This is a genomic window from Micromonospora sp. NPDC023737 (assembly GCF_040639715.1).
GTDB lineage: Bacteria > Actinomycetota > Actinomycetes > Mycobacteriales > Micromonosporaceae > Micromonospora.
This window is the reverse complement of the sequence record NZ_JBFAAL010000021.1, coordinates 1-25244: the sequence shown is the minus strand read 5'-3', so window position 1 is coordinate 25244 and position 25244 is coordinate 1. Positions and strand designations below refer to the sequence as shown.

The 25244-nt window shown below is 69.6% G+C and carries 20 protein-coding genes and 1 pseudogene; 15 read left to right on the top strand and 6 right to left on the bottom strand.

Translation table 11 applies throughout. From position 1 onward, the window contains the following. Positions 1-41: 41 nt before the first annotated feature. From AB0F98_RS28665 to AB0F98_RS28655, 3 genes are all read right to left on the bottom strand, one after another. Positions 42-482 carry a hypothetical protein gene (locus AB0F98_RS28665; RefSeq protein ID WP_357741625.1) on the bottom strand — a complete coding sequence of 147 codons (441 nt, stop codon included), beginning with the start codon at positions 480-482 and terminating at the stop codon, positions 42-44. Beyond that, entirely contained in the window at positions 479-1150 is a 672-nt protein-coding gene (locus AB0F98_RS28660) for a DUF433 domain-containing protein (protein WP_357741622.1), read from the bottom strand. Before AB0F98_RS28660 ends, AB0F98_RS28665 begins: the two co-directional genes overlap by 4 nt. Positions 1151-1211: 61 nt before the next feature. Beyond that, entirely contained in the window at positions 1212-3560 is a 2349-nt protein-coding gene (locus AB0F98_RS28655) for a DEAD/DEAH box helicase family protein (RefSeq protein WP_357741619.1), read from the bottom strand. Positions 3561-3621: 61 nt separating this feature from the next. On the opposite strand from AB0F98_RS28655, the gene AB0F98_RS28650 reads away from it, so the two are divergent. The 3 genes from AB0F98_RS28650 (at position 3622) to AB0F98_RS28640 (ending at position 6650) form a co-directional block, all read left to right on the top strand. Beyond that, positions 3622-3933 (top strand): hypothetical protein, encoded by a 312-nt coding sequence (locus AB0F98_RS28650; RefSeq protein WP_357741616.1) that lies wholly within the window; start codon positions 3622-3624, stop codon positions 3931-3933. Positions 3934-3940: 7 nt separating this feature from the next. Then, entirely contained in the window at positions 3941-5092 is a 1152-nt protein-coding gene (locus tag AB0F98_RS28645; RefSeq protein ID WP_357741613.1) for a hypothetical protein, read from the top strand. Between the two features lie 358 nt (positions 5093-5450). After that, the gene (locus AB0F98_RS28640) at positions 5451-6650 is read left to right on the top strand and encodes an IS110 family transposase (RefSeq protein ID WP_357741610.1); all 1200 of its coding nucleotides are present in this window, start codon (positions 5451-5453) and stop codon (positions 6648-6650) included. Positions 6651-6762: 112 nt separating this feature from the next. On the opposite strand, the gene AB0F98_RS28635 is transcribed toward AB0F98_RS28640, so the two are convergent. Continuing rightward, on the bottom strand, positions 6763-7110 hold the full coding sequence (locus AB0F98_RS28635; RefSeq protein WP_357741607.1) for a hypothetical protein: 348 nt from the start codon (positions 7108-7110) through the stop codon (positions 6763-6765). On the opposite strand from AB0F98_RS28635, the gene AB0F98_RS28630 reads away from it, so the two are divergent. Both AB0F98_RS28630 and AB0F98_RS28625 read left to right on the top strand, forming a co-directional pair. Next, positions 7099-7665: a hypothetical protein gene (locus AB0F98_RS28630; protein ID WP_357741604.1), complete on the top strand. Its 567-nt coding sequence runs from the start codon at positions 7099-7101 to the stop codon at positions 7663-7665. The two genes, AB0F98_RS28635 and AB0F98_RS28630, sit on opposite strands and share 12 nt — an antisense overlap. 39 nt (positions 7666-7704) lie before the next feature. Further along, positions 7705-8733, top strand: a complete 1029-nt coding sequence (locus AB0F98_RS28625) for a hypothetical protein (protein WP_357741601.1) — start codon at positions 7705-7707, stop codon at positions 8731-8733. Positions 8734-8843: 110 nt separating this feature from the next. Here the strand turns inward: AB0F98_RS28625 and AB0F98_RS28620 are convergent, their stop codons facing one another. Further along, positions 8844-9083, bottom strand: coding sequence for an NgoMIV family type II restriction endonuclease (locus tag AB0F98_RS28620; protein WP_357741598.1), 240 nt, complete (start codon positions 9081-9083; stop codon positions 8844-8846). 369 nt (positions 9084-9452) lie between these two features. Between AB0F98_RS28620 and AB0F98_RS28615 the strand changes: the two genes are divergently transcribed. From AB0F98_RS28615 to AB0F98_RS28585, 7 genes and pseudogenes are all read left to right on the top strand, one after another. Next, entirely contained in the window at positions 9453-9968 is a 516-nt protein-coding gene (locus tag AB0F98_RS28615; RefSeq protein ID WP_357741594.1) for a sigma-70 family RNA polymerase sigma factor, read from the top strand. Continuing rightward, positions 9955-11184: a hypothetical protein gene (locus AB0F98_RS28610; RefSeq protein ID WP_357741591.1), complete on the top strand. Its 1230-nt coding sequence runs from the start codon at positions 9955-9957 to the stop codon at positions 11182-11184. Before AB0F98_RS28615 ends, AB0F98_RS28610 begins: the two co-directional genes overlap by 14 nt. A 287-nt stretch (positions 11185-11471) precedes the next feature. Beyond that, a complete protein-coding gene (locus AB0F98_RS28605; protein WP_357741588.1) occupies positions 11472-11909 on the top strand; it encodes a DUF1707 domain-containing protein in 438 nt (145 codons plus the stop codon). A 1481-nt stretch (positions 11910-13390) separates the two neighbouring features. Next, a complete protein-coding gene (locus tag AB0F98_RS28600; RefSeq protein WP_357741585.1) occupies positions 13391-13720 on the top strand; it encodes a hypothetical protein in 330 nt (109 codons plus the stop codon). Between the two features lie 73 nt (positions 13721-13793). After that, complete coding sequence (locus tag AB0F98_RS28595) at positions 13794-15710, top strand: Hsp70 family protein (RefSeq protein ID WP_357741582.1); 1917 nt, start codon at positions 13794-13796, stop codon at positions 15708-15710. A 1-nt stretch (position 15711) separates the two neighbouring features. Continuing rightward, on the top strand, positions 15712-17820 hold the full coding sequence (locus tag AB0F98_RS28590; protein WP_357741579.1) for a BTAD domain-containing putative transcriptional regulator: 2109 nt from the start codon (positions 15712-15714) through the stop codon (positions 17818-17820). A 118-nt stretch (positions 17821-17938) separates the two neighbouring features. After that, positions 17939-18545, top strand: a pseudogene (locus AB0F98_RS28585) (transposase); the annotation flags it as partial. 234 nt (positions 18546-18779) lie between these two features. Here the strand turns inward: AB0F98_RS28585 and AB0F98_RS28580 are convergent. Then, positions 18780-19226, bottom strand: coding sequence for a DUF1772 domain-containing protein (locus tag AB0F98_RS28580; RefSeq protein WP_357741576.1), 447 nt, complete (start codon positions 19224-19226; stop codon positions 18780-18782). Positions 19227-19315: 89 nt separating this feature from the next. On the opposite strand from AB0F98_RS28580, the gene AB0F98_RS28575 reads away from it, so the two are divergent. The 3 genes from AB0F98_RS28575 to AB0F98_RS28565 all read left to right on the top strand — a co-directional run bounded on the left by AB0F98_RS28575 (position 19316) and on the right by AB0F98_RS28565 (position 24855). Further along, positions 19316-19894, top strand: coding sequence for a TetR/AcrR family transcriptional regulator (locus AB0F98_RS28575; protein ID WP_357741573.1), 579 nt, complete (start codon positions 19316-19318; stop codon positions 19892-19894). Positions 19895-20773: 879 nt separating this feature from the next. After that, on the top strand, positions 20774-23698 hold the full coding sequence (locus AB0F98_RS28570) for a BTAD domain-containing putative transcriptional regulator (RefSeq protein WP_357741570.1): 2925 nt from the start codon (positions 20774-20776) through the stop codon (positions 23696-23698). Next, positions 23695-24855, top strand: coding sequence for a DUF2637 domain-containing protein (locus AB0F98_RS28565; protein WP_357741567.1), 1161 nt, complete (start codon positions 23695-23697; stop codon positions 24853-24855). The genes AB0F98_RS28570 and AB0F98_RS28565 overlap by 4 nt, the downstream gene beginning before the upstream one ends. Positions 24856-25244 lie beyond the last annotated feature (389 nt).

Below are 25244 nucleotides of genomic sequence, written 5' to 3'. Positions count from 1 at the left end.
GACGGTTGGCGTGTGAACCAGATGATCAGTTCATGACCGCGTCAGGTCAGCGGGATCTGCCGCATTGTGGTTCGGGTGGCTGCGTAGATGAAGGGTGGCGGCTCGGCGAGGCAGCGCTCGATATCGCGCCAGCGGCTCATCACGACCTCCAACTGGCCGAAGACGCTTCCCGCGTCAGCGGCTGTGAGGGCAACCATCTTGGCCCGGTGCTCTCGCACGGCGGCTATTTCCAGTCGGTGTTCCTGGATGTGGCGGTCCCGGGTGATGATCAGCCAGCCGCGGCCCGCAACCTGAGGGATCCACTCCGAGTCCTTCACTGCGGGCGAGGCGATGGGGCATGCAGCGCGTTGGCGTTTGTGGATGACCGTGCCGGGGTCGCCGGGGTAGGTGATGTCGGAGCGGAGTCCGGCGAGGACGCGCGCGAGGCCGAGGAGGTCGGCATCGATGTAGAACCGGACCTCGGCAGGCTTGATCCTGCTCACGCCGCGCGTTGGGAGTTCTCGTACGCCAGCGCCCACCGCACGTCAGGCACGTCGAGTTGGTACGTCTCGGCGATCTCCTCGACGTCCAGCCCTGCTTCGTCCTGCTCCCAGAGCACCTCGGTGCTGATCCCCTTGATCGACGGTCGACCGAATCGGACATCAGGGAGGATACGCACCGGTGACTTGGGGTTGGGGTCAGGTCGCCAGCCGGCGGCGACATCGCCGTCCCAGGTGACTCGCTCGACGAACGCCGCCGACGGAGGAGTGAGTAGCAACTGGTTCCCGACCGCGGCAACGAGACAGTAGTCCGGGTCTAGGCCGGCCTCGGCCTGCGCTTCCAGCACTAGTTTCTTGCCGGCGACGTAGGGCCGGCGGTCGGCCAGCGGGTAGGGCACCCCGAACTGCTCGCGGAGCAGGTCGATGAACGCCCGCAACTCGACCATCGGCACCCGGTGGGTGCGTCGGTATTCCCGCAACAGCCCGGCCTCGACGAACTCGGCCCACGTGACCGAACGGCCGCCGCGCGGCTCCGTGCGTAGCACGGGCTTGTGGCGGCGCCCCTTACGCTCGTCGCCCTCCAGCCAGTAGTGCAGCGTCGACTGCGCCACCTGCAGCAGCCGGGCAGCCTCCGCCTCCGAGAAGACCTCACGCTCCAGGACGCTCACCACCGTGCCAGTCTCCCACGCGTTGACTCCTCCGTGGGGCACGGCAGACCCCTGTGCGGTGCGTTCATGCCCGGGTGAAGCCGAGTGTCCGGTATCCGGGCATGCGGCGTGGGAGTGAGGCGGCGAGGATGGGGGTGGCCGGGTCGTGGTAGTCGTGGACCTCGGCGAGGTCCTTGCCGGGCGCGGCGCGGATGACGCGGCCGGCGCATTGGACGAGTAGACCGTCGTAGGAGATCGGGCCGGCGAGGAAAAGGGTGTCGAGGGCGGGGGCGTCGAAGCCTTCACCGATGAACGGTGTGGTGCCGATGACGAGCAGGCCGTCACCGGAATGGGCCCCGTCGAGCCGGTCAACGATGGTCCGCCGTTCGCGGCTGCTCATCGCGCCTTGAAGCACGAGCGCCTGATGTCCTCGTGCGGCGAGCACAGCGGTGAGGGCTTCGACTTGGGCGACCCGTCGGGTCAGGACGAGACAGTTGCGACCGCGTTTGAGGGCTACGGCGACATCGTCGGCGATCTGGGTGTTGCGGGGCTCGTCGAGGGCCAGCCTTCGGTGCACCTCGGCGAGCGCGCCGGGCGCGTCCAGGTCGACGTCGCCGGGTTGGAAGGTGGTCTCGTGGATGATCAGAGCTCGACGGGGGCCGGTGTCGGTGTGCATCGCGGCTGCGAGGGTGCCTTGTTCCTCGTCGGTCAGGGTGTGCCGGACGGATCCGAGTTGCCAACCGACGAGTTGTTCGAGGCCGTCGCGTCGCGTGGGTGTGGCGGTCAGGCCGAGCCAGAACTGCGCGGCGATCCGTTTGACCGAGTGCTCGTAGGCTGCGGCGCCGAGGTGGTGGCATTCGTCGACGATGACGTGCCCGTACCCCTGAGTCAGGGCGGCGACGTCGTCGTGTCGCGCGAGGGAGGGCAGCAGCGCGATGTCCACGGTGCCGGTGAGCTTGCGTCGGCCGCCGCCGAGTTGACCGGGCTTGATGCCGAGGAACTGTTGGATGCGGGTGCGCCACTGGTCGGCGAGAGCCTTGCGGTCGACGAGGACCAGGGTGGAGGTGTTGCGCTCGGCGATCACCGCGCAGGCCATGACGGTCTTGCCAGAGCCGGGTGGGGCGACCAAGATCCCGTCGTCGTGGGCGAGAAGCGCGCCGACCGCGTCGGCCTGCCTGCTGGTGAGTTCGGCGGTGAACGCAGTGTCGATCTCGGTCCCGGAGTTCCGGGCGTCCGTGACGGCCAGCCGCGACCCGGCGTGTTCGACGATGGCGGCGATGGTGTGCCGCAGGCCCCGCGGGAGGACCAGGCGGTCATTGAGGGTCAGGTCGTAGCCCTGGATAAAACGTGGGGTGTCCCAGGTCGACTTGCGCAGTCGCTGAAGTTCGTAGAATTTCGGGTTGGCCATGGCGGCGGTGTGCTTGAACGTCGCCAGTGCGGCGGGGGTGAGCTGCCCGGCGTCGACGCTCAGCCCGGCACCGGCCTCCGCGTGGACCACCGGAGGTAGCGGAGGATGGACCTGGGTCGCGGCGGATCGGCTCATCGTGGCGACGTCGGCACCGGTGACGGCTTGCTTGGCCTGCCGGGCGATCCTTTCGGCGTCGCCAGGGCTGAGACGGTCCAGCGTCGACAGGAACGCCCACTGGTCGGCGTATGGCTCGAGCGTGCCGAGGTCCAGGAAGGTGGTCAGCCCGTCCTTGCGGCGGCGGCCCTGCAGCGGTGCGGCGATGAGGTTGCCGAAGCCACCCTCGGGCAGCACGTCCTGGTTGGGAAACAACCGGTCGTACGAGCGCAGGTCCATCGATCCGCGCAGCACCATGGCCTCACGCAGAAGGACGGTGCCGACGGCCCGTGCGGTGGCCGCGGCAACAGCGCCGGTGAAGAAGACCCACACATGGGCGCCGCGGCCTGACTGGGAGATCTCCAACGCGGCCGGCACCGCGCTGGCCCGTGCCGCCTTCACGTACGCGAGGGCATCGAGCATCGCCGTCGGCCCGTCGAAGTCGGCCACGACGAAGTGACAGGTGTTGCCGGGCATCAGCGGGTACAGGCCCATGAACACGTCGCCGACCAGATGCGCCGCGACGACCTCCGTCGTGCGGGGCAGGTAGGTGGCACCCCGCCGGTCCATCCCCTTACGCCAACCGCCGGCGACCGCAGGCATCCACCCGGCAGCGCCGGTACGGACGTTGTCCCACCGCACGGCGTACACGTCGGCCCGGGCCCGGAACCGGTCGGCGAACAACATCAGCTTGTCCCGAGTCGGCGAAGCCATGGTGACCAGCCCCGGCGGCTCAACCGGCGCGGACAACTGCTCCGGCGCCGCAGACGTGCCCTGGCCACGCAGCTCCAGCAGACGTGCCAGCCGGGCGTTCTCCGCCCGTAACCGCTCCACCTCCCGCCGAAGATCGACGAACTCGGCCACCGAACCCATGCCGACCATCCTCGCGCATCAGGCTCCGAACACCCTGACACCGGTCCGCTATTCTCCGCCGATGGCATCGAAGGGGACCGCCGCGCTGGAGGCGATGATCGGGGAAGCCACTGTCGACGCGTACGGCGACGACGAGCAGCTCGCCGGCCTGTTCAGCATGCTCGAGGAGCATCTGGCGGTGCCGTTCACCACCACCGTCCTCGGCGTCGAGGTCACCGTGCGGAAGGTCGACCTGACCGCGGACACCATCGTCGCGCTCTGCACCCGCGGCCACCACCGGCAGAGGATCGACCTACTCGACCTGCCGCTGCCCACCCCCGCGCCGGACGGTGCCGGGTGGATCGACGCCTACCGGCACTGGGCCGGAAGGTAGGCCGGCAGTGAGCGAGTACCAGTACTACGAGTTCACCGCCGTCGACCGAGCCCTCACTGCCCGGGAGCGGGCCGAGCTGCGGTCGCTGTCGACCCGGGCCGACATCACCGCCACCAGCTTCGTGAACACCTACGAGTGGGGCAACTTCAAGGGCGACCCGCGAAAGCTGATGGAACGGTACTTCGACGCGCACCTGTACCTGGCGAACTGGGGCACCCGCCAGCTCATGCTGCGGCTACCGAAACACGTGCTCGACCCCGCAACCGTCGCCCAGTACTGCCAGGGTGACAGCGCGTCCGCGTGGACCGCCGGCAAGCACGTCATCATCGACCTGCATGACGAGGACGAGGACGGCACCGACGAGTGGGACCTCGACGGCCACGGTCTACTCAGCTCCATCATCCTGGTCCGGGCCCGCCTCGCCGCCGGAGACCTGCGCCTGCTCTACCTGGCCTGGCTCCGCTGCGTACAGTCCGAGGACGTCGCCGACGACGAGCCCGAACCGCGCGTCCCCGCCGGGCTGGACACCCTCGACGCGGCGCTCACCGCCGTAGCTGAGTTCCTGCGCATCGACCCTCACCTGATCGCGGCTGCGGCGGCCGGATCGGCGCCGGCCGCCTCCGGTGAACCGACCGCTGCGCAACTACGCAGCTGGGTCGTCGGGCTGCCCGCTCGGGACAAGGACGCCATCCTGACCGACCTGATCACCGGCGGCGACAGCCACCTGCGCAGCCGACTGCTGCGCCGCTACCGCGACGCACACCGCACTGACAAGCCCACCCCCGCAGTCGCCCGCACCGCCGGGGAACTGCTCGCCACCGCCGCGGAGTTGCGCGCCGTGCGGGAACGACGGGACGCCGAGCAGCGTGAACGCAACCGGATCCGCCGGGAGCGGTCCGCCGCAGCCGCCCGGCAACGACACCTCGACACCCTCGCAGTCGACCAATCCGCCGCCTGGCAACGGGTCGACGAACTCATCGCCACGAAGAAACCCCGCGAATACGACACCGCCGTTCAACTCCTCGTCGACCTGCACGATCTCAGCGAACGCGACGGGGACAGTCCGTCGTTCCAACACCGGCTGGCCGAGCTACGGGCGGCGCACGCCCGCAAGCCCAGCCTGCTCGAACGCCTCAACCTCGCAGGCCTCGAAACCTGACGGCATGGTTCGCCGCCCCGGTGACCATCACCGAGGCGCGCAAGATCGTGGACAGCTCGGCGTTCCGGCGCGACGCCCCTGATAGCAGCGGCTTGGACTCCGGGTGTCCGTCGGGACCCGCAACCGTACATCGAACCGTGTCGTTTGCCGTGTGGACCCGGAGGGTCGGGTGACCGTCTGGGTGTGTGCTGCCGATGTCATGGCCAGTTTGGAGTAGGACGCCCCGGCCCTCGCTGACGACCGCTGTATCAGCACTGGATGGAGACTTGCGACCGATCGCCCTTCCGAAGTTGTGGCTACTGAACCGCGGCGGGTCCACGCCCCCTTGACCAGTACGAGCGAAGAGGGTGATGCCCCGATGGGCAGCCTGTGGGCCGGCGTCGACGTCGGCAAGACCCACCACCACGTGTGCGTCATCGACGACGACGGCACCGTGGTGATGTCCGAGAAGATCCCCAACGACCAGCAGGCCATCTCCGGCATCGCCGGACGGCTCGGCAAACGCCGTAAGCCGATCCGCTGGGCCGTCGACCTGCGCGGCGGACCGGCGTCGCTGTTGCTGGCGGTCCTGTTCGACCGGGGCGTGGACGTGCGCTACGTCAGCGGCACGGTCACCTCGCGGATGGCGGAGGCGTTCCACGGCGAACGCAAGACCGACGCCCACGACGCCTACGTCATCGCCCAGACCCTGCGCATGCGCGGCGATCTACCGGCCCTCACCCTCGCGGACGGGGTGCAGCAGCAGCTGAAGCTGCTCGTCTCCCGCCGCCTCGACCTGGTCGCCGACCGGGTCCGCATCACCGCCCGCCTCCAAGACCTCTTGACCATGATCAGCCCCGCCCTGGAGAAGACGCTCAACCTGCGCAGCAAGGGCGCGCTCCGGCTCCTCGCGCAGTGGCAGACACCCGCCGGACTGCGCCGCGCCGGCGAGGCCCGCATCCTGGACTATCTACGCCAGCACGGCGTGCGGGCCGCCAGGACACTGGCCGCCAAGGTCCTCACCGCCGCCCGGACGCAGACCGTCGCCGTCGCCGGAGAGGCCACCGCGGCCGGGATCGTGGCGCAGATGGCCGCCGATCTCGAAGCGGTCAACGACCGGATCACCGCCATCGAGGAAACCATCGCTGGCATCGTCGCCGACCACGAGTTGGGGGAAATCGTTACGAGTCTTCCGGGTATCGGCACCACCCTCGCCGCCGAGTTCCTCGCCCACGCCGGCACCCTCACCACCTACCCCAGCGCCGCGTCGCTCGCCGCCGGACTCGCGCCGATCTCCCGGGACTCCGGCCGCAGACAGGGCCACCAGATTCGGCCCCACCGCTACCACCGGGGCCTACGCCGGGTGTTCAGCATGTCCAGCTTCACCGCCCTGACCCACTGCCCACGATCCCGCGCCTACTACGACAAGAAGAGAGCCGAAGGAAAAACTCACCGTCAAGCCACCGCCGCCCTGTCCAGACAACGCCTCAACGTCCTCTGGGCCTGCATCCGCGACAAGACCCCCTACCAGCCCAAACAGCCAAGATCGGCAGAGGTGGCGCTGTGCAAACTCGCGTAGAGACTCCGTCATCGGGGTTCGTCATCGGGGGGCTCCTGCCACGCCGTTGCTGGCGCATGAGATGCGGCAGCATGGTTGGCCGGCGCACGCGACGAGGTTTGGGGGCCGATTCTCAGGCGACCGTGACGCTGATCTGGGATTTGGTCCGGTGCCGGGTCACTCTCGACAGATGTTCCTCCTGCTTGAGCCGGGTGAGGACCTGGAAGTGATGGGAGTCGTTCGGAAAGGTCGGTGTTGCGCCAGAGGTGCTCAGATCGGCGTACCCGCGCCCGAGGTACGCGAGGACGGCGAGGATCTGGTCAGTCGAGATGGCGCTCCCGAGCTGATCGACCAGCGGGACCAACAGCTCCGCGTCGCAGGTCACCCGGGCGATCCGCTCCAACTGGGCGGGGCTCAGTAGCACCTGGGCCGTCGCGGCGAAGCGCCCGGCTGCTCGCAGCGCCTCGCGGTGATCATCCAAGGGTTCGAGGCTGGTGTCACCGCCGACGAACAGCAACGGCGGGCAGCCGAAGCCGCGCGGGAGAAGGCCGCGGCCGAGCACCGGCGGCGGCAGGAGGAAGCAGCGGCCGAGCGCAGACGGCAGGAGGAGGCCACCCTCGCGCAATGGCACGCCGCGATGGCCGACGCCCGCGTCCGGGCCGCCGAAAAGATCCGCACGGAGACCTTCCGCAACGCCTACCAGGCGTGGACCACCGCAGCTGATATCCGCGCGTTTTGCACCGCCCTTGAACAAGCGGCCGAGGGGCGGACCGGCGCCGGCGGGTACCTCGCCTGCTGGGTCGCGTGGGGCAGGGCCGCCGCCGATCGGATGGACCCCGACCGCAGTCCCCGCGGGCTGGCCGACATCGACTACAACCACGAACCCGGACCCGACGACCTGCGCCCGTTCCTCGGTGGCTGGAGCCCTCACGGACCACGCAAGGAGCACCGCCCTGATCACGACCGGCAGGCCCACGCCGGCATCCGCCGACAGGCCGAATCCTGGCACCACGGGCTGCTCGACCGCGGCGCCTGAAGTGCGTCGACACCTCAACCGCCACCACACTCCGGCCGGATGCGCACGAGCTGCGCCGGGACCTGCCGCATCGCGGCGCGAATTGCCAGCACGACCCGGTACCACGCAACAAGTGACGCTTACCCGAAGGACGGCTGGATGAGAATCGACCCCTCCCGCTTCACCGTCGGTGACGAATGGGCGTACCGGCAGTCGGACCACGCACGGTCCGAACGCGTCCGCATCCTGGCCGTCGAGCCGAAGAAGACCAGCGCCCGCGTCGAGATCGGATTCCTCGACGACCCCGACGAACGGGTGGAGAAGGTCCCCGGGTCGCGGCTGCGGGTGCCGTGGAGCGAGGTCGGGACCTTCGACGCGCTGATGGCGAACTGGCAACGCATCGACGATCTGAGCCTCGATCGTACCGAGGAGGCCTGCGTCGAGGAGATCTTCGGCCTCTTGATCAGCGATGACGTAGCCGAACTGCTCTGGTCCCCGGTGTCATGCGCCACCGACATCCGAGACAGGGCCCGGCTTTGCGAGATCATCGGCGGCCCGGTCGACGACATCCTCGCCTCGGCCCAATGGTTCGACCACGACGGCCGGACTATCCTGTCACCGGCCGGCACCCTTCAACTGGTCGCGGCCGCATGCCGCGCTCATCCGACCCAGGTCCTCGACCTCGTCATCGAGCAGGAAGCCCAGTCCCGCCACAAATGCAAGTTCGGCGATGAGCACCGCGTCGGCCGCGACAGCCGATCGACGACACCGGAATGGGAGTACGACTGGTACCGCCGCCACGACCGACCCCGTCACGAACTCCTACGCCAGTGGTGCGGCCACCGGGCAGTCACCCACCACGAGCGGTTCCTCGCCGCCGAAGCCGAAACCCTCCGCCTCGACATCCTGATAACCGATCTCCTCAAGGCCCTGGACAATCTCGGCGAACACGACCAGGCCGCCCGCTTCGCCGAGGAACACGAACGCGACCGCATCACACCCCACACGATTCGCCCCGTCGTCGAACGCCCCCTACACCCCTCCGAAATACCCCTACGCGAGATCAAGGTCAGGCGCCGCTGGTGGTGAACACCCCTGCGCGACACGGAGGTCTTTGCGGTTGTGTTGCCGCCGTTGCAGTCCTTGTAGGGCGCCGCGCCGCATGATGGCCCCAACCCAAGCCGGTGGATGCAGCCGAGTCAGGTCGAGGTCAGAATCTCCGGAAGCGTGTTGTAACCGCGGAGCCTTCCCTGCGTGGTGAGTTCGAGCCATCGTTCCTTCTGCTCCCGCGTTCCGACCTCCTGTATCGCTTCTGCCATTTCGTCGAACATCACGTGGTACACGGCGTCCACCTCGCCTGTTGTCATGGCGATCGCACCGATACCAATAATTGACATTCCGGTGCGCCGCCGGCCGGATTCGGCCGGGAGCGCCCACACAGATGGCCTGACGAGAGATCCCCTCCGCTGCCGCGGCGAGGCCGGCGAGAACGGTCGGATCGGCGACGCGGCTGCGTCGGGTGGTGCTGCCTGCGGGAAGTGCCTGCGCAGTCGGCAGGGCGGTTTGGCTCGCCAGCATGTCGAGGGCGGACAGCAGCACCGATGACGCAGGGGCACCCCGTCTCGCCCGCGATGTTGTCCGGCGTGCGAGGTCCGCTGCCGTCGTCGTTGCGCCGGTGAGGCGTACGGGCAGACCGGGGGCAGGTCGTCGCCGCCACTTCCGAACAGGGTGGAGTCGCGGGCTGTTACCAGAACGGTGGAACCTTTCCGTCGCGCCGGGAGTGGAAACGGTGGAGAAGGTAGGTGATGGTGTCCGACGATGACGTGATCGGCGAGGTCTACTCCGGGTGTTTTCGGCGGTTGGTTGTTCAGCTCTACGCGGTGACTGGGGATCTGGGCGAGGCGCAGGAGGCGGTGCAGGAGGCGTTCACTCGCGCGCTTGCCGCGCCTCGCCGGTTTGCCGGCTTGGACAACCCTGAGGCCTGGCTGCGTCGGGTGGCGGTCAACGTCGCCCGCAGCCGGCATCGGCGTCGCCGGATGCTTGATGGGCTGCTGCGCCGTATTGGGCCGCCGCCCGTGGTCGCTGACACTGCGCCGGAGCACCTGGCGCTGCTCGCCGCGCTGCGGCGGCTGCCGGACGGGCAACGGCACGCGCTGGCCCTGCATTACCTCGTAGACCTGCCGGTCGAGGAAGTGGCGCGGACCTTGGGCGTTTCGGTCGGCACGGTCAAGTCCCGGTTGTCCCGAGGTCGTCAGGCGCTTGCCCTGCTGCTGTCTTCCTCCGATGCCGCCGCCATTGTTGGGAGGGCCGATGTCCGATCGTGAGTTCTCCGGCTTCGACGTCGAGGGGATCGTCGACGCTGTCCGCCAGCCGCCGCTTGATGACCTTCGGGCCACCGCCCGATCCCGCCGCGGGCGGCGCGCCGGCGTGATGGGGCTGGCTGCTGTGGCGGTGGTCGCGGGTGCCGCCAGTCTCACTCCGCTCGGCCGCGGCTCAGATCAACCCCAGTTCGCCAGCCCGACTGATTCGCCCGCCGAGCCTCGCGCCAGCAGCGTTGTCCTGCTTTCCGACGTGGCTGCGGTGGCTGTCGCGCAGGCGGACGGGGGGTGCACGATCAGTTTTGCGGCGACCAGCGATGCGGGACGGACCTGGTCGAGTTGGCGGACAGCCCGCAACAGCGGTACCTGCACCAAGGCCATCGACGCCGGAGGCCTCGGAGCAACGGACGTTCGGTATAGCGTGCTCAGCGAGCGCAGCTACCTCGTCAGGTTCGACGACCAGTGGCTGCTGTCCACCGACGCCGGATGGACTTGGCAGGATGCCAACACGGCCATCACCGCCGTCACCGCCTTTCCCCGCAACACCCGGCCGGTTCCCTGCCATCAGGGCTGTGGGGCGATCACGCAACCACTCGCCGTCGACCCCGACTCCGGACGCGTGTTCCGGCTCGCTGAACAGGGACCCTCGCCCTACCCTCCCTACAACGTCTACGAAAGTCCGGACCGTGCGCTCTGGGTGACCTACTGGCCGGGAGAAGACGGCAACCCTGCCCTGGTGGCGCGCAGCGTCGACCGGGGTGCGACGTGGCGAACGTCGCGGGCGCCGGAGGGGGCAACCTCGATCGGCGTGGCGGCGGTCAGTGCTCATGAGGCATACCTGCTGACCGAACCCCAACCAACGGATCCGAACGCCGGCCAGGCCACCGGCGCGTCCCGCCTGCTGCACACCACAAACGGCGGCGAGTCATGGGAAGACGTTGGCACTGACCTGCCCACCACCAGCGTGGTCCGGCCGTTCACCATCGGCTCCGACGGCTCCCTCATGGTTCTCGACTTCGAGGGCAGCATCGCGTACGTGATGATCAGCCGGGACGGCGGCCGGCACTTCACCAGAGGGCGACAGCAGGACGGCGATGGTGGGGTCGACGCCAACCCGGGCCGGGCATGGCTCTACGGCCGAGACGATCCGCGGACCGATGGAGCGGACCACGTCCAAGTCACCACGGACGGATCTACCTGGACCCGCTTCCCTCTCCCCTGATTGACGACCAGCGGTGAAGCTGGGCGCTGCTTCACGCTCGCCGCACGAGCCATCGCACGGCAGACGATGGCGGCACTCTGACCTGCCGAGGTACGGGTGCCGGAAGAGCCCATGGCCACCTGGCGTTTCGCCGGTCAATAGAGATACCCACCGGCGGAAACACCGGTGTGGCTCTTGCTTTGGCGCGGAACATGGGCGGGGAGAAGGTGATCCTGGCCTTGCCTGGTCCTGGTTGAGCCCTAGGTGTTCCAGCGGACTCCTGACGCTGCCGTCGCTACCCTCTGTGTGTGAACCATGTACGGGTGTCGGATCGGGACCGCGAAGCGCTCGTGGTCAGGTTGGGCGCTGCGGCGGGGGAGGGGCGGTTGACCCTCGTGGAGTTCGAGGAGCGCACAGCGCGGGCCTACGCCGCGAAGACCTCTGGCGAACTTGATGCGCTTGCGGTTGACCTGCCATTCATGACGCGCGGGAACAGGCAAGATCGTCGACCAGAGCGGCTTGGTCTGTCGCTCTTGGCGCTGGCCGGAGGCGTGGGCTGGATGCCCCTCTACCCGGAGGTACATCCCGTTGCCCTTCCGGGCGCCGCGGGTGTCGTCTTCGGCCTGCTCGGGTCACGCGCTAATGGGCACATTTTCTGCCGCCTGCTGGCGATTCTGGGACTCGTTGGCGGGTCAGTCTGCCTGGCACTCCAGGCCGCCTGGGTCATTTACCACGTGCTGGATTGATCGGCGGTACGCCGCGCCCGATCCTGCTGTCATCCGATGCTTCAGGAGGTCAAGGGTGAGGGCGGCGAAGTCGGCGCGCAGGGCGGTGTAGACATCGCGGACGATGTGGCGCCGACCACTCCTGGCCGGTTCTGCCGCACATATCGCAGGCCGCACCGGCGGATCCAAGTCGATGGTTAGGCAGATCCGGGGCGCTAGTGTTTCGTATGCCCGTGATCGACTTGGACGTACGGCCGGCCATCTCGTCGCCTTCACGACGACCCCGCTGGAGGCCGATTCTCGTTGTGGGGGCGGTGCTGAGCCTTGGAGTCCTTACGGGTGAGCCGGCCGGCCCGATACGGTTCGATACGCCCGATCCGGCGATCGTATGCCGCTCTCCCGCAGGTGCGTCAGGTCACGCGGTGGCCCCCGACGTCGCGCCGCCTCACCTGGAGGTCACCATCGATGGTCGTACCGGCGATATCGTTTCCATGCGGTGCCACACACCGCGGCTCGCCCGCTGATGTGACGTTCGCTGCCCTCGCTGTGGAAGTTCTTGTGCGGCTGTAACGCTGGCCCGGTTCGCGCCATGACTAGCAGGGGCGAGACGCCGGAGGAGGCCGGGGGCGCGTGGAACCAGGGGGCATGCCGCGCTCGAGCGGATGCTCGAATCGAGCTACCACCTGGTGTTGCGCTATTGCTATCGGCGGACGGGAACCATGGAGCGCGCCCGGGAGCTGGCTCAGGAGACCGTTGTCGTTGCTTGGCGTCGGCGTCAGGACGCGCCGGATCAGATGGTGCCGCAGCTGGATAGGATCCTCATGTCTGGGCAGGTCCGGCATAGCGGTACACCGGGCGGCAGGTCTCCAATTCGTCGTGGACGTATGTGTGCTCGACCGACTGGGTAGGATGGTCGGCGGCGCCGAGGTAGAAGCCTGCCTGGAGGAGCTACCTGAGGCAGTGTGCCCGTCTCGTCGACCTCGACCGGGGCGAGGCGGCCGTCGACCGGGCCCCCGAGGAACCAGACCTCCACTGCGGGCATCAGCGGCCTCCCACCGTGGCGCTGATCGCGGGCATCAGCCCCACGATCGCTGTGATGAGGCTTGCGACCGCGCTGATCACACCAGCCACCCGAACAGACGGTTCCAGACGGGCCGGCCTTCCCGATCGACGTGCCCCTCGTGCCCGACGCTTGGTCATACGCGTACCTCCGACCGCGTGGGACGCCCCCGTGACGCCCCAGGGGTGCCTCATCAGCAACCGCGGAGAGCAGGCCACTTTGCGGGACCCTGTCTGTGGATAACTCGTCGGCCTGTAGATAACGCTGCCGCTTCCGCACATCTGTGGTAGCGGCGGCCCAGCCGAGCCTGCCTGGGCGCCGTAGGCGCGCCCAGGCGCCGCCGTGACCAACAACCTTGGCGCCCTCGATTAGATTGATCACGGTCGACCTGTGGGTGCAGGCCGTGGGAGGGGGGCGGATGGGACCGTGGAGTCTGGAGCGGGTGGACGAGTGGTTGAACTGGATCCACCGGCATCGCGACGAGTTCGGCTATCGGTACATCTACTTCGCGTATCTCGCGGCGCGCGTCCCCGAGCCACGACACGGCGAGATCACCATGACGGTCAATCCCGACGGCAGCTGCCTGCTCCGAGCGGGAAGCCACGATCGGGGGCTCTTCTTGGCGGGTGACCGTGAGCGTGTGCGGTTCGTCGAGCGCTTGGAACGGCGGTACTGCGGTGACCGTTACCCGAGCATGCAGGCGTGGGAAGCGGCCCAGCATAAGGACTTCCTCGAGGAAGCCCAGTGGAGGTTCGGCTCGGCGTCTCGCTGATCAGGCATGGGCACGAGCCTCGCTGTCCGTGTGTGATCGGGAGATGACGTGAATGTGATCCTCATGTTTGACTATGTCTATGCGGGCGGGGGAGACGCGGCTAGCGATCGATTGCGGAATGACCAGCACCAAGGCGCTCCTGGTAGGGCCTGACGGCACCTCGACGCCGCTGTCCTTCGACGGGGTGCCCTATCTGCCCAGCGCTGTCTACGTCTCCGATGACGGCGAGGTGTGGACGGGACAGCAGGCCCGACAGGCTAGTGTCGCCGCGCCGAGCCGGCTTATCCCGAGTCCCCGCCGTCCGGCCGACGATGATGTCACTGTCGATGGGACGGCGGTGAACGCGCTGGATGTGGCGGCGGCTCCGCTTCGCAGGGCCGCGGCGGAGGCCGAGCGGGTCGCTGGAGCCCCGGTGCGGGATGTCCGGTTGGTCGCGCCGGCCGGGTGGGGGCCGAGGCGGCGTACCTGGTTGCGGCAGGTCGCGCACCGGGCCGGGTTGCCGCAGCCGCGTCTGGTCGAGGCCCCGGTAGCCGTCGCCGAGCATCTCCTGGTCACCGGTGTACAGCTGCCGGTGGGGGCGTTCATCGTCGTGTGCGATATCGGCGGGGGCGTGGAGGTGACGGTGCTGCGGCGGGGCCCGTCTGGCTTTGAGGTCCTCGCGACCCTCGCTGACCCTGCCGCTGGTGGCGCCGCCGTCGATCACGGGCTCGTCGGCGCATTGCTGGGAGATGTGAACGTGGCGGGCGGCGACGCGGTGACCGGGGTGATGATGGACAGTGTCCGCGCGGCGAAGGAAGCGTTGGGCGCCCATCCGGCCGTCACGGTGCCTCTACCCGATCGGCCGCCTGTCGTCGCGAACAGTGCCATGCTCGCCGACGCGGCCCGCTCTGTCCCGCTGCGGGTGGCGCAGCTGACCCAGGAGGCCGTCGCCGCTTCCGAGCTGACCGTCGGCGACCTCGCGGGCCTGTACTGCGTCGGGGGTAGCGCCCACCTCCCGCACCTGGGCAAAGCCATTGCCGAGCAGACCGGCATCACCCCCATGATCCCTATCGAGCCCGCATTGGCCGCGGCCCGGGGCGCCGCGGGCGCTGGCGCCAGCGAGGCGGGCGGGCTCGGGGTGGAGGAGGTGCCGGTGCCGCCGGTGCGGCGAGCCGTCGCGATCGCGGTTCCCGGCTTCGCCTCTCTGGCGCTGATCTGGCAGTGCTTCATGACTGCGGAGCAGCGCAACACCATTGGTGTCTACATGTGGGTGGCGAATTTGAACTGGGGCGAGTTCACCATGGCGGCGGTGTTCGCGCTGCTGGCGTGTCTCGCTTCGGGAACCGTCCTCGGGTCGTTGATCGCCGCCCGCAGTCCCACACCTGGCACCCGAACAGAAGGTGGGAAGGTCAGTGTCGGCATCCTTGCCGCGGTGTCCCTCGGCGCGGCGATCGCCGGCCTGTACGCGGTGGTCGCCAACCAGTACTTCGCCGGTGAGACGTTGGGCCGGTTCCTGAGCTGGGCGCTGTGGCCGATCACCCCGATCATTGGTATGGCGGTGGCGATGGCGGTGGTCGCCGCGCGGCAGTGGCGCGCCCCTCACGGCGGCTGGTCGGCGTTGCTGGCCGCGCCGACCGGCTCGATCGTCACCGCCACGCTCGGCATGCTGTTGGTGCAGTACGCGCTGACCGCCAGACGGTGGCCGGACATGATTCTGTTGATCGACGTCGCCGGCCGGGTTGGTGGGCTGCTGATCGGCGTCGGAGTGGTCATGGCGCTGGTGCAGCCGCTGATGTTCCGGCTTATCCTCTCTGCTCCCCTTGTGGTGATCTCGGCGGCGATCGTCGGTCCTGATTCCACCGGGATCCTTGGTGTCATCTACGCCCTCGCCGTCGCGGTGTGGTGGGCGGCCCGCTTGTGGACCCGCATCATCCGCCCCGCCCAACCCGCGCCGCCAGGTGAGGCACGGGCACTCGCGACCGGCGTCATGCCGCCGGGTGGGGGTGGATGAGGTGCGGTGGCCGCGGCGGCTGATGTCGCTGCTGTTCGTCCTCGCGCTTCTGGCCGGCCCGCCGGTGGTGCTGCTGTCACTGGTCGGCCCACCCGTACCTGGCTGGCCGACCGCGGAGCAATTGCGAGTATGGGTAGAGCAGCCGCTGACCGAGCAGACCCTCACTATCGCGTTGACCATCACGGCCTGGCTGGTGTGGCTCGTGCTCGCCTACACGGTCACCATCCGGGTCCTCGCCCGCCTCCGCGCGACCGTGGCCTGGCTGAGGCACCTGCCTCTGCCGACACCCCTACAGGCCACGGCCACCGGGGTGGCCGGAGCGGCTGTGCTCGGAATCAGCGCCAACGCGGTGACCGCATCACCTCCGCAACCACCACATCCGGTGCCCGCCGGCAGCCTCGATGCGGGCGGCGACACCATCGTCCCGGGGCGCGACGGCATGGCTCTGCCCGACGACGGGATCGTCGTGTCCGGTGGTTGGCTTCCCCGCGACGTCGCCGAGCAGGTCACCGCCGCCGCAGCCCTGGTCTGGCTACGCCGACGCCGCGCCTACCGGCCACGCCCACCCGGCCAACCAGGCCGCACGGACGAGGACCTGGCCCCGCTGCCCGCGACCGCTGCTGCCGTGCAAGCCGCCCTCGCCGAGCACCCCTCACCGGCTGCCGCCGATCCTGCCTCTGTTGAGCAGCCGGCGGGCGGGATGGTGACCGGAGGTGTGACTCTTCCGGCCGCAGGGGTCGGGCTCACCGGACCGGGTGCCCTGGCCGCGGGGCGCGGTCTACTGGTCACCACCCTCTTGGCCCGGCAGCGTCACCCGACGCTGCCGCTGGTCATCACCCGGACCGCGCTCACCAGGCTGCTCGGCGCTGCCGCCGAAACCCTGGGCTGCCGTCTGCCGGGGTTAGAGGTCGTCGAGAGCCCTGCCGAGGCGGTACGGATTCTTCAACGCAGACCCGCTGGTCGCGGCGGCGGGGCACGAGACGACACGGAGCGGAACGGAAATGGGACAACAGGCCCTGCGCACCCCGCCACCAGCCTGATCGTGGAGAGCGCTGTGGCAGCACGCGGTGTACAAGACCTGACGGTCGTGAACGCTGCCGACGCTGGCAGCATGGTGGTGCTGGGCAGATGGCCGGGCGGTCCGACATGGCAGGTCGACCCGGACGGCCACACACACGACACGCAGCGCCCCGAACAGCCCGGTCCACGGTTGTGCGTCCTCGACTCGGTGGCGGCTGCCGACCTGCTCATCGTGATTGCCCACGTCGATCCACCACCGCTCGAGCCCGCGTCCCCCACGCCGTCCCCAGGTCACGCGACGCCACCTCGGCAGCTGCCACGGCAGACGGCCCGGCAGCAATTCCTGCCCCGTCCCGCAGCCGCCGCCCGGCGGCTGGAGTTGCGCGTTCTGGGCGAGCCGGCGCTGCTCATCGACGGCGAACCACTGAACGTCCGCCGCGGTGCGGCCGTCCAAGTCCTTGTTCTGCTCGCCACCCACCCCGACGGAGCTGACACCCGGCAGCTGACCGACGCCATCTGGCCGGGCCTGCCCCGCCGATCGCTGAGCGGCCGTCTCTACACCACGCTCAGCGAACTTCGTGGCAGCATCCGGACCGCCTGCGGGCTGAATCTCATCGATCACGCCGACGACCGCTACCGCCTCAACCCCAGCCACATCGACGTCGACTTGTGGCGCTTATACGCAGCGGCCCAGCACGCCGCGACCGCTGTCACCGACACCACAAGCGCCCGGCAGGCCGTCATCGACACCTACACCGGTGACCTCGCCGCCGGACGCACCTGGCCGTGGCTCGACCCCATCCGCGAGACCATCCGCCGCCACATCATCGACGCCTACGTAGCCCTCGCCGCCGCCGCATCCGGCCCCCGTCACGCCTTGGACCTGCTCCAAGGCGCCATCCGCATCGATCCATACAACGCCGAGCTGCACGCGCGCACGATGAATGCCCTCGCCGCGCTCGGCGAGCACGACGCAGCTGCCCAGCTACACGAGGGCTATATCCGGCGTCTCATCGAAGCGGGCCTCGACCCCGTTGACGATGCCCGCGCTGGGGACGCTGGACTGAACGGCGCCGCCGTTACCAGCTAGGGCGCGTATCGGGTCGTGATCAATGAGCGCATGTAGACGCCCTTGATGTCGGGGTGCTGGGCGAGGCGGGTCTGGGTTTTCCCGTCGTGCTGATCTTCGATCCGGTAGATCGTCTTGCATGACGCCTGCGCAGCTGACCGATGTGGAGTGGGAATTCATCGAGCCGTACCTGCCGATCGGCGAGTATGGCCCGTACCCCGAGCGGTTGCGCCAGCAGTTCGAGGGGGTGGTCTGGCGGTTCAGGACCGGCGGGCAGTCGCGGGAGATGCCGCAGGAGTTCGGTGCTTGGTCGACGGTGTCCAAGCGTTTCCGGCAGTGCGTGACGCCGGCGTGTTCGAGGCCCTGCTGGAGGGCCTGATCGCGGAGGCCGCGAAGCGGGGTGAGGTGGATCTGTCGCTGGTCAGTATCGACTCACCACCGTGCGGGCCCATCACGATGCCGCCGGGATGCACACGAGCCAGGACGTGCTCGCCGCTTTGGAGAAGGCTGCCGCCGAAGAGGGGGAGGCCAGGTCAAAGGGGGCCGGTCCCGAGGGACGAAGCGGGCAGGACGGTGGTGCCGATCCCGAGCGGGACGAGCGGCGACGCCGGCGGCGGCGCAGGGTCCGGCTGAAGGCCGCTCTGCCGGGGCGCTCACGGGGCGGGCAGACGTCAAAGGTCCATCTCGCCGCCGACCGCAAGTGCCGGCCGTTGGCGTTCGTCTTGACCGCGGGACAGGCGGCCGACAGCCCACACCCGGTGCTGGGGAGGATCCGGGTCCGTGGCCCAGTGGGGCGGCCTCGCACCAGGCCGGACGCGGTCGCCGGGGACAAGGCGTACTCGTCCCGCGGCAACCGCGCCCACCTGATCGCAGTTGTGGCTCTGAGCGGCGGCTGCATCCCCGGATGTCGGATTTCGGTGGCCCGCTGCCGCCCGGGAACTGGGGATTGTGCACCACCGGCGCGGTGTCGGCCCGCGGGCTCAGGTGAGGGCGGCGACCAACAGGGCGAAGGCAGCGATGATGACAGCGACGCGGACGTAGTGGTAGCGGTCCCAGCGGTTCATCTGCTGCTTCCAGTCGGCGGGCCGGTTGTCGGGGGTCCACGTCTTGCCCCGGTTGTTGATCGGGACGAGCAGCAGGATCGACATGATCACGCTGAGAACCAGCAGCGCGCCGGCGGTGACGACGAGGCCGTTGCCGTGGTAGTGCCATCCGGCGATGGCCCAGACCGCAACGAGGACGAGCGAGGTGATGTACCAGACGGGCATCACGGCGCCGAGCATCCGGCCCCCGTGGGCGCGGCCGAGTTGGCCACTGTCACCGGGGAGCGCGTTGAGGATCGGGTTGATGACGAAGGCGACGGAGAACTCCACCCCCACCATCACGCCGACGACCACGGTGGTGAACACCTCGAGTGCGTTGAGCATGATGACCGCTCCTGATCTAGCGTTGATAGCTGGCGTGGCAACGCTAGTACTGTTGCCGCTCGCTTGTCTAGCGGTGCTAGGATCGAGTCATGTCGGTACAGGAACGCAAGGAGCGCGAACGGGCGGCGCGCGAGCGCCTCATCGTGGCGACAGCCCGCGAACTCGCCGAGCAGCAGGGCTGGGACGCGGTCACCACCCGCCGGCTCGCCGAGCGCATCGAATACAGCCAGCCCGTCCTCTACAGCCACTTCCGCGGCAAACGCGAGATCATCGGCGCCGTCGCCCTCGACGGCGCCGCCGAAATGGCGGCCGCGCTGCGGGCCGCGAGCTCCGCCGCGGACCGCCCGCGCGCCCGAGTCACCGCCCTCGCCCGCACCTACCTCGACTTCGCCGCACGCAACCCGGCGGTCTACGACGCCATGTTCGAGCTCGACGGCGGCCTGGCCTTCGCGAGCGACGACACCCCACAACCTCTTAAGGACGCCTTCGCCGCCCTCCTGGAAAGCCTCGGCGAGGTCGCCGGCGACGGCGTCCACCCGGCACTGTTCACCGAGGTGTTCTGGGCGGCCCTGCACGGGCTGGCCACCCTGACCCGAGCGGGACGGCTGCCCGCAGAGGACACCGAGCCGAGGGTGGAGCTGCTGGTGGACCGGCTCGCCGTGGTCTGACACACCATCCCGGCGGGCATGCAGCCGGGACCCTCGGGCCCCGCCGCTGCCTGCCAGCGGCATCGCTGCCGATCACTCGCGCCCACACGGCGCAGCCGCAGATCGCCGGGCCCCATACCCAGGCGGGCACCCGCCCCGGAAGCTGCGATGCTCATTGATCACGACCCGATACCGCCCTAGCCGGGCCGCTCGCAGAGGACGCTTGGCTGCCCCAGTGGGGGCCAGGACCGGCGACGGGCATGCCTCGGAAGACAACAGGGGCCGCACTCGGTCCGTCCCGGCTCGCCGACACCAGCGGATGTATGAGCCCGGTGACTGCTTGCCGCGGGGGCAACCCTGCGCCTGCCTCAGCCGACCTGTCATGACCCTCGTGAAGCCAGACCGAAGGTCATGAAGGCGGCTGGCGGCAGGTTCGATCGCGTGGAAACCGGAGCCGGAGATGAGTGGTCCCTTCACCTACTTCGGGCGAGCCGCCCGGGACGAGCCATGTCGCCCTGCCCGGCTCCTGTTCGGCGCCTTCCTAGCACCGCCTCGCTGACCTGCAGGTGTGAGGCCGCGTGAGGTGGTGTGAGGTCCTGTAAAACGCCATCTCGATCTCCAGCAGCATCGATGGCCGTAGCGTCACCGCATTGCTTCAGCCGGGACCCGTAGGCATCCGCCTTGGACCGTTGGGCGCCGGCGGCGGGCGAAGGAGGCTAGGTGACGTCACGACCTGTTGTTCCTGCCGTAGTCACGTCTGTTCTGTGCACGGCAGCCGTGCCCATCGTCTTCGCCGGCGCTGGCGTGTGGGTGCCCGAGGTGCCGTCATCGGCTGCTGTCCGGCAGTGGATCGCCGAGCCGATGGGCCCTGACCTCATTGTGGTCTTGGCCGGAGGAGGCGTGCTCGTGCTGTGGCTGTTGCTGGCCACGGCCGTCCTGATGCGCGCCTACGCCGCGCTGGCCTGCCGGTTGCGCGCCACACCCGCGGTCCGGCTTCCGGGCCCCGTGCAGGGTCTCGCCGCCGCGCTGCTCGGGACGACCGCCGTGACCACCGTCGCGGGCGCCGCCGCGCACGCCGGCCCACCCGCCGCTGCCGCGACCGTCGACGGTGACGCGCAGGCCAGCGAGGCCAGATCCACGGCCACCGCCCAGAGCGACCGAGAGCGGCAAGAGACGCGATCAACAGGCCAGCCATCCGTCTATACCGTCGAACGCGGCGACAGCCTGTCAAAAATCGCCAAGCGTCAGCTCGGAGATGCCGACCGGTGGCCGGAAATTTTCGCCCTCAACCGCGGTCACCGTTTCCCCGACGTCGGCGGCACACTGCGCGACCCGAACGTCATCCGCCCCGGGTGGACCTTGAAACTGCCCGCCGACGACCCGGGACAGCCCGGCCCGTCTAACGGGTCAACGCCGCGGTGGCCCTCCACCGACAGCCCAAACCCGCCACCACCCGATGCCACTGACATGCGCCCGTCGGCCGGGCCGACTCTGAGCCCGACGCCAGGCGCCGCCGCCACCACCATCGCCCCGACGCCAGGCAGCAACGGTGCGACGGAACCTGATTGCGTGAGCGGCAACGGCGCCGACGGCGCTGACTCCGCGGCGAACCGTAGCCGCGAGGCGGGGGAGACCACGCGGGGCGTGCGGCTGCCCAGTGGTAGCTGGCTCGACCTCGGTGTCGCGCTGGCCATCGCTGCCGCGGTCGCGCTGGTCTGGGCACACCGGCAACGCCGCTACGTGCCGGGCAAACCCTCGACGCAGCCCCGCCTCGACGACGCGGACCTCAGGCCCATGCCTCACGTGGTACGGCAAATCCGCCGCAGCCTCCGCCGGGTCGCCAACGGGAAGGGCATGGCACACCAGGAGGCCGGACATCCGGCCGACGAGGCGGTCGATGACGGCACGCAGCCCACCCAGCTCGGCGACATCGCTGGCCTTCACCAGGCCAATGTCCTCACTGAGGACGGGTCCCCCGGGTTGGCCAGCCGTGACGACGACGCGCCGGATGCGGGCGACCTGGTGCCGGCTCTCGCGTACCCGCTAGCCGCGTGGCCGCCGGCAGGGCTGGGCCTGATCGGGCCCGGCGCGGAGGCCGCCGCCCGCGGGCTCCTCATCGCCGCACTGGCGGCCGACACCACACCCGACGCCCGTACCCAGGTCGTCATTCCAGCGGCGACCGCGACAGCCCTGATGGGTGTCGCCACCATCAACCTGCCGCGCACCCCGAGGATGACCGTCACTACCGACCTCACCGAGGCCCTGGCAATCGTCGAGCAACATGCGATGTACCGGGCTCGGCTGCTCGATCAGCACGATGTGCGCACAGCGGCCGAGCTGCGCGCCGCCGACCCCTACGAGGAACCCCTCCCGCCGGTCATGCTGCTGGCCGGGCCCATCGGCCGTCACCAGCGCGCCCGCGTCGCCGCCCTGCTCGCTCAGGGTCAACACCTGGACATCCACGGGGTGCTGCTCGGCGAGTGGTCCGACGGCGACACCATCGACGTAACCCCCGATGGCGGAGTGAGCCCGGCCGATAATGACTCGCCACGTGGCCCCCGCGCCGCTGGCGTCAGCCGCCTCACCGTGCTCAACCCCACCGAGACCCTGGACATCCTCGCGACCCTGACCGAAGCGCACACCGGCCACCTGCCCGCATCCGCTCTCGCCGAAGCTGTAATCCACTCTCGGCCCGAAAGCGGCGCCGATAGCGCACCCGCCGCGAATCGGCTGTCATCATCACCAGCGGCCCGGATCACCCTTACGCCCTCGCCTGGACCGTCCGACGACGAGCGGGCTGACACCGACGCGGGGAACCCGAATGAGGCGAGCGACGCCGCCAGTCGCGAAGCATGCCCACCCACTGCCGGCGTAACCGCCGCCCCGCCCACCCCGGAGATGACCGCTGCCCCCGCTCACGCCGACGAGGGTGTCGCGGCCCGAATCAACGGTGATGCCACCGTCGAGGGCAGCGGCGAGTCCATGCCTGCGATCGACGCGCCCGCCGTCAACGCTGATGAGGCGCCGCTGCCGGCGGCGCCGCGGCGCGATGCGGTCGAAGTGGTGGTCCTCGGCAAACCCGCCATCATCGGCGCCGACCCGCAGCGCGCCCTGCGCGCCAAGTCCATGGAACTGCTGGTGTACCTGGCGGCGTGCGACGGCGACGCCTCCACCGAGGCAATCCTAGACGACCTGCTACCCGACGCCCCCGCCAGCAAAGCCACGCACCGGCTGCACACCTACATCTCAGACCTACGCGCCGTACTGCGACACAACGCCGGACCCGGCACCTACCTGACCCGCACCCACCACCGATACCAGCTCAACCCCGACCGCTTCAACCTCGACCTGTGGCGCATGCGCGCGGCGATCCGCGCCGCCGACACCGCCGGATCACACACCGAACGCATCGAGGCACTGCGCCGCGCCGTGGCCACCTACCGACCCCTGGCCGACGGCTGCGACTACGAATGGCTCGAACCCCACCGCCACGCCGTCCAACGCGAAGCCCTCGACGCCGCCACCGCTCTCCTCGAGGAACTCGCCGACCAGCCCGCCGAGCAAGCCGCCGTCTGCGAAACCGCCCTGCCCCACCACCCCTACGCCGAGGTGCTGTACCAGCAGGCGATGCGCGCCCACGCCCGCCTCGGGAACCTCGACACCATCCGCGCGCTGCGCCGCACCCTCACCCGACGCCTCGCCGAGATCGACGCGGAACCCTCCGACGACACCCTCGCCCTGGCCGACCGACTCGCCACCGACCTGCGGCAACCTCGACGCGGCCTTCGCACCCCACAGCCCTCCGACGGGGGAGCACTCGCATGAGCCTCGACACCCTGGCCAGCGTCCCCACCGCCGACGGCGCGGACCTCGGCGGTAAGCAACTGCGGCGGCTGCGGTGGGCGGTACGCGCCACCCTCGTCCTCGGCGTCGCCGCGTCGGTCGCCGCGAACGTCCTGCACGCCCGCCCGAACCCGATCAGCCAGATCATCGCCGCGTGGCCACCCCTGGCACTGCTGCTCACGGTCGAGCTCATCTCCCGCGTGCCCCACCACCGCTGGTACCTCGGCGCGATCCGCATCACCGCCGCCGCGATCATCGCCCTTATCGCCGCCTGGGTGTCGTACTGGCACCTCGTCGGAGTCGCCGCCCGCTACGGCGAGTCCGGCTACGGCGCCGCGTACCTGCTGCCCATCTCCGTCGACGGTCTCGTTCTCGTCGCCAGCGTCAGCCTCGTCGAAATCACCGCCCGCATACGGGCCGCGTCCACGCGCATGGCTCTCGCGGCCACTGCCGAACTGTCCAGGGCGCCTGCGGCCGCGGTCTCCACCTTGTCGGCCCCGGATGAGGTCACCGCCGCCGCACCTTCCACAGGCCGGTACCGACGCGCGGATCCCGGGCGCCCCGCCGCGCCGGCGACAGCTGCTCGTCGTCCGATCTCGCTTCAGCATGCCCCTACTGCGCCGCCCGGCGGCAGCGGCGCTGACGGCGGCGGCGACCCGGCAGCGCCGCAACCCGGCATCACCCAGCGCGAACCTGGCAACGTTCTGGCCGCTGACGTCGCTAAATCGCCCACCGCCGGGACCGGCAGACCGGCCGACGTACGCGCGGCCAAGGCACCAGGCCCGCCGCCGTCCGAGACGGCGCCGCAAGCGGCTCCCGTCACGAACGCCGAGGTGACTCCCACGCCGGCAGAGGGCATCATCGCGCCGTCAGCGGCGGAGGGCACCAGCGGGCACGGCCTGACGGCTCCATCGCACGGTGTCGCCGTCATAGCTGACACCGCGTCCGCCGTCGCCTACTGGCGCCGCCGCGAGCCCGCGCTGCAGCCAGCGGAAGTCGCTGCGCGAATCGGCAAGTCAGAACGGACCGTGCGCCGGCACTGGCACCAGCGAGGCACCACTAGCGCGGGCCACCGTAACGGCCACCCCGCCGGCAAAAATCGGCAGCACCCGGCGGCCAACTCCGGATCGGTCGATTGACCGACCCCACCTCTCCCACCGGGAGAGCCGCCCCAACGACAAAATGGCTCCGTCTCTTGCTCTCCTCGGCGCCGTGTGGGTCGAGCCGGACCGTGCTGTCGGCGTACGGGTCAACGTGCCCAACCGGGTACAGCCGAACGTGCACAGGTCCGTAACGATGTTCAACGGTGCGGATCCCGGAGGACCGGCGCTCTACCCTCGATCTGGCCATGGACTTCAACGACTATCGCTGCCCGAGTCGGGGCCGAGATCACGGATACTAAGGGTGACTGTCCTGGCGTCCGAGCCGCGCGGATCGCGGCTACCTATTGACTGGTGGTACGACCGCAGCCAGGCCAGGCTTGGTCGAGGTGACCGGCGGAGTCGCTCTCATCGCGGCTGCCCACCGC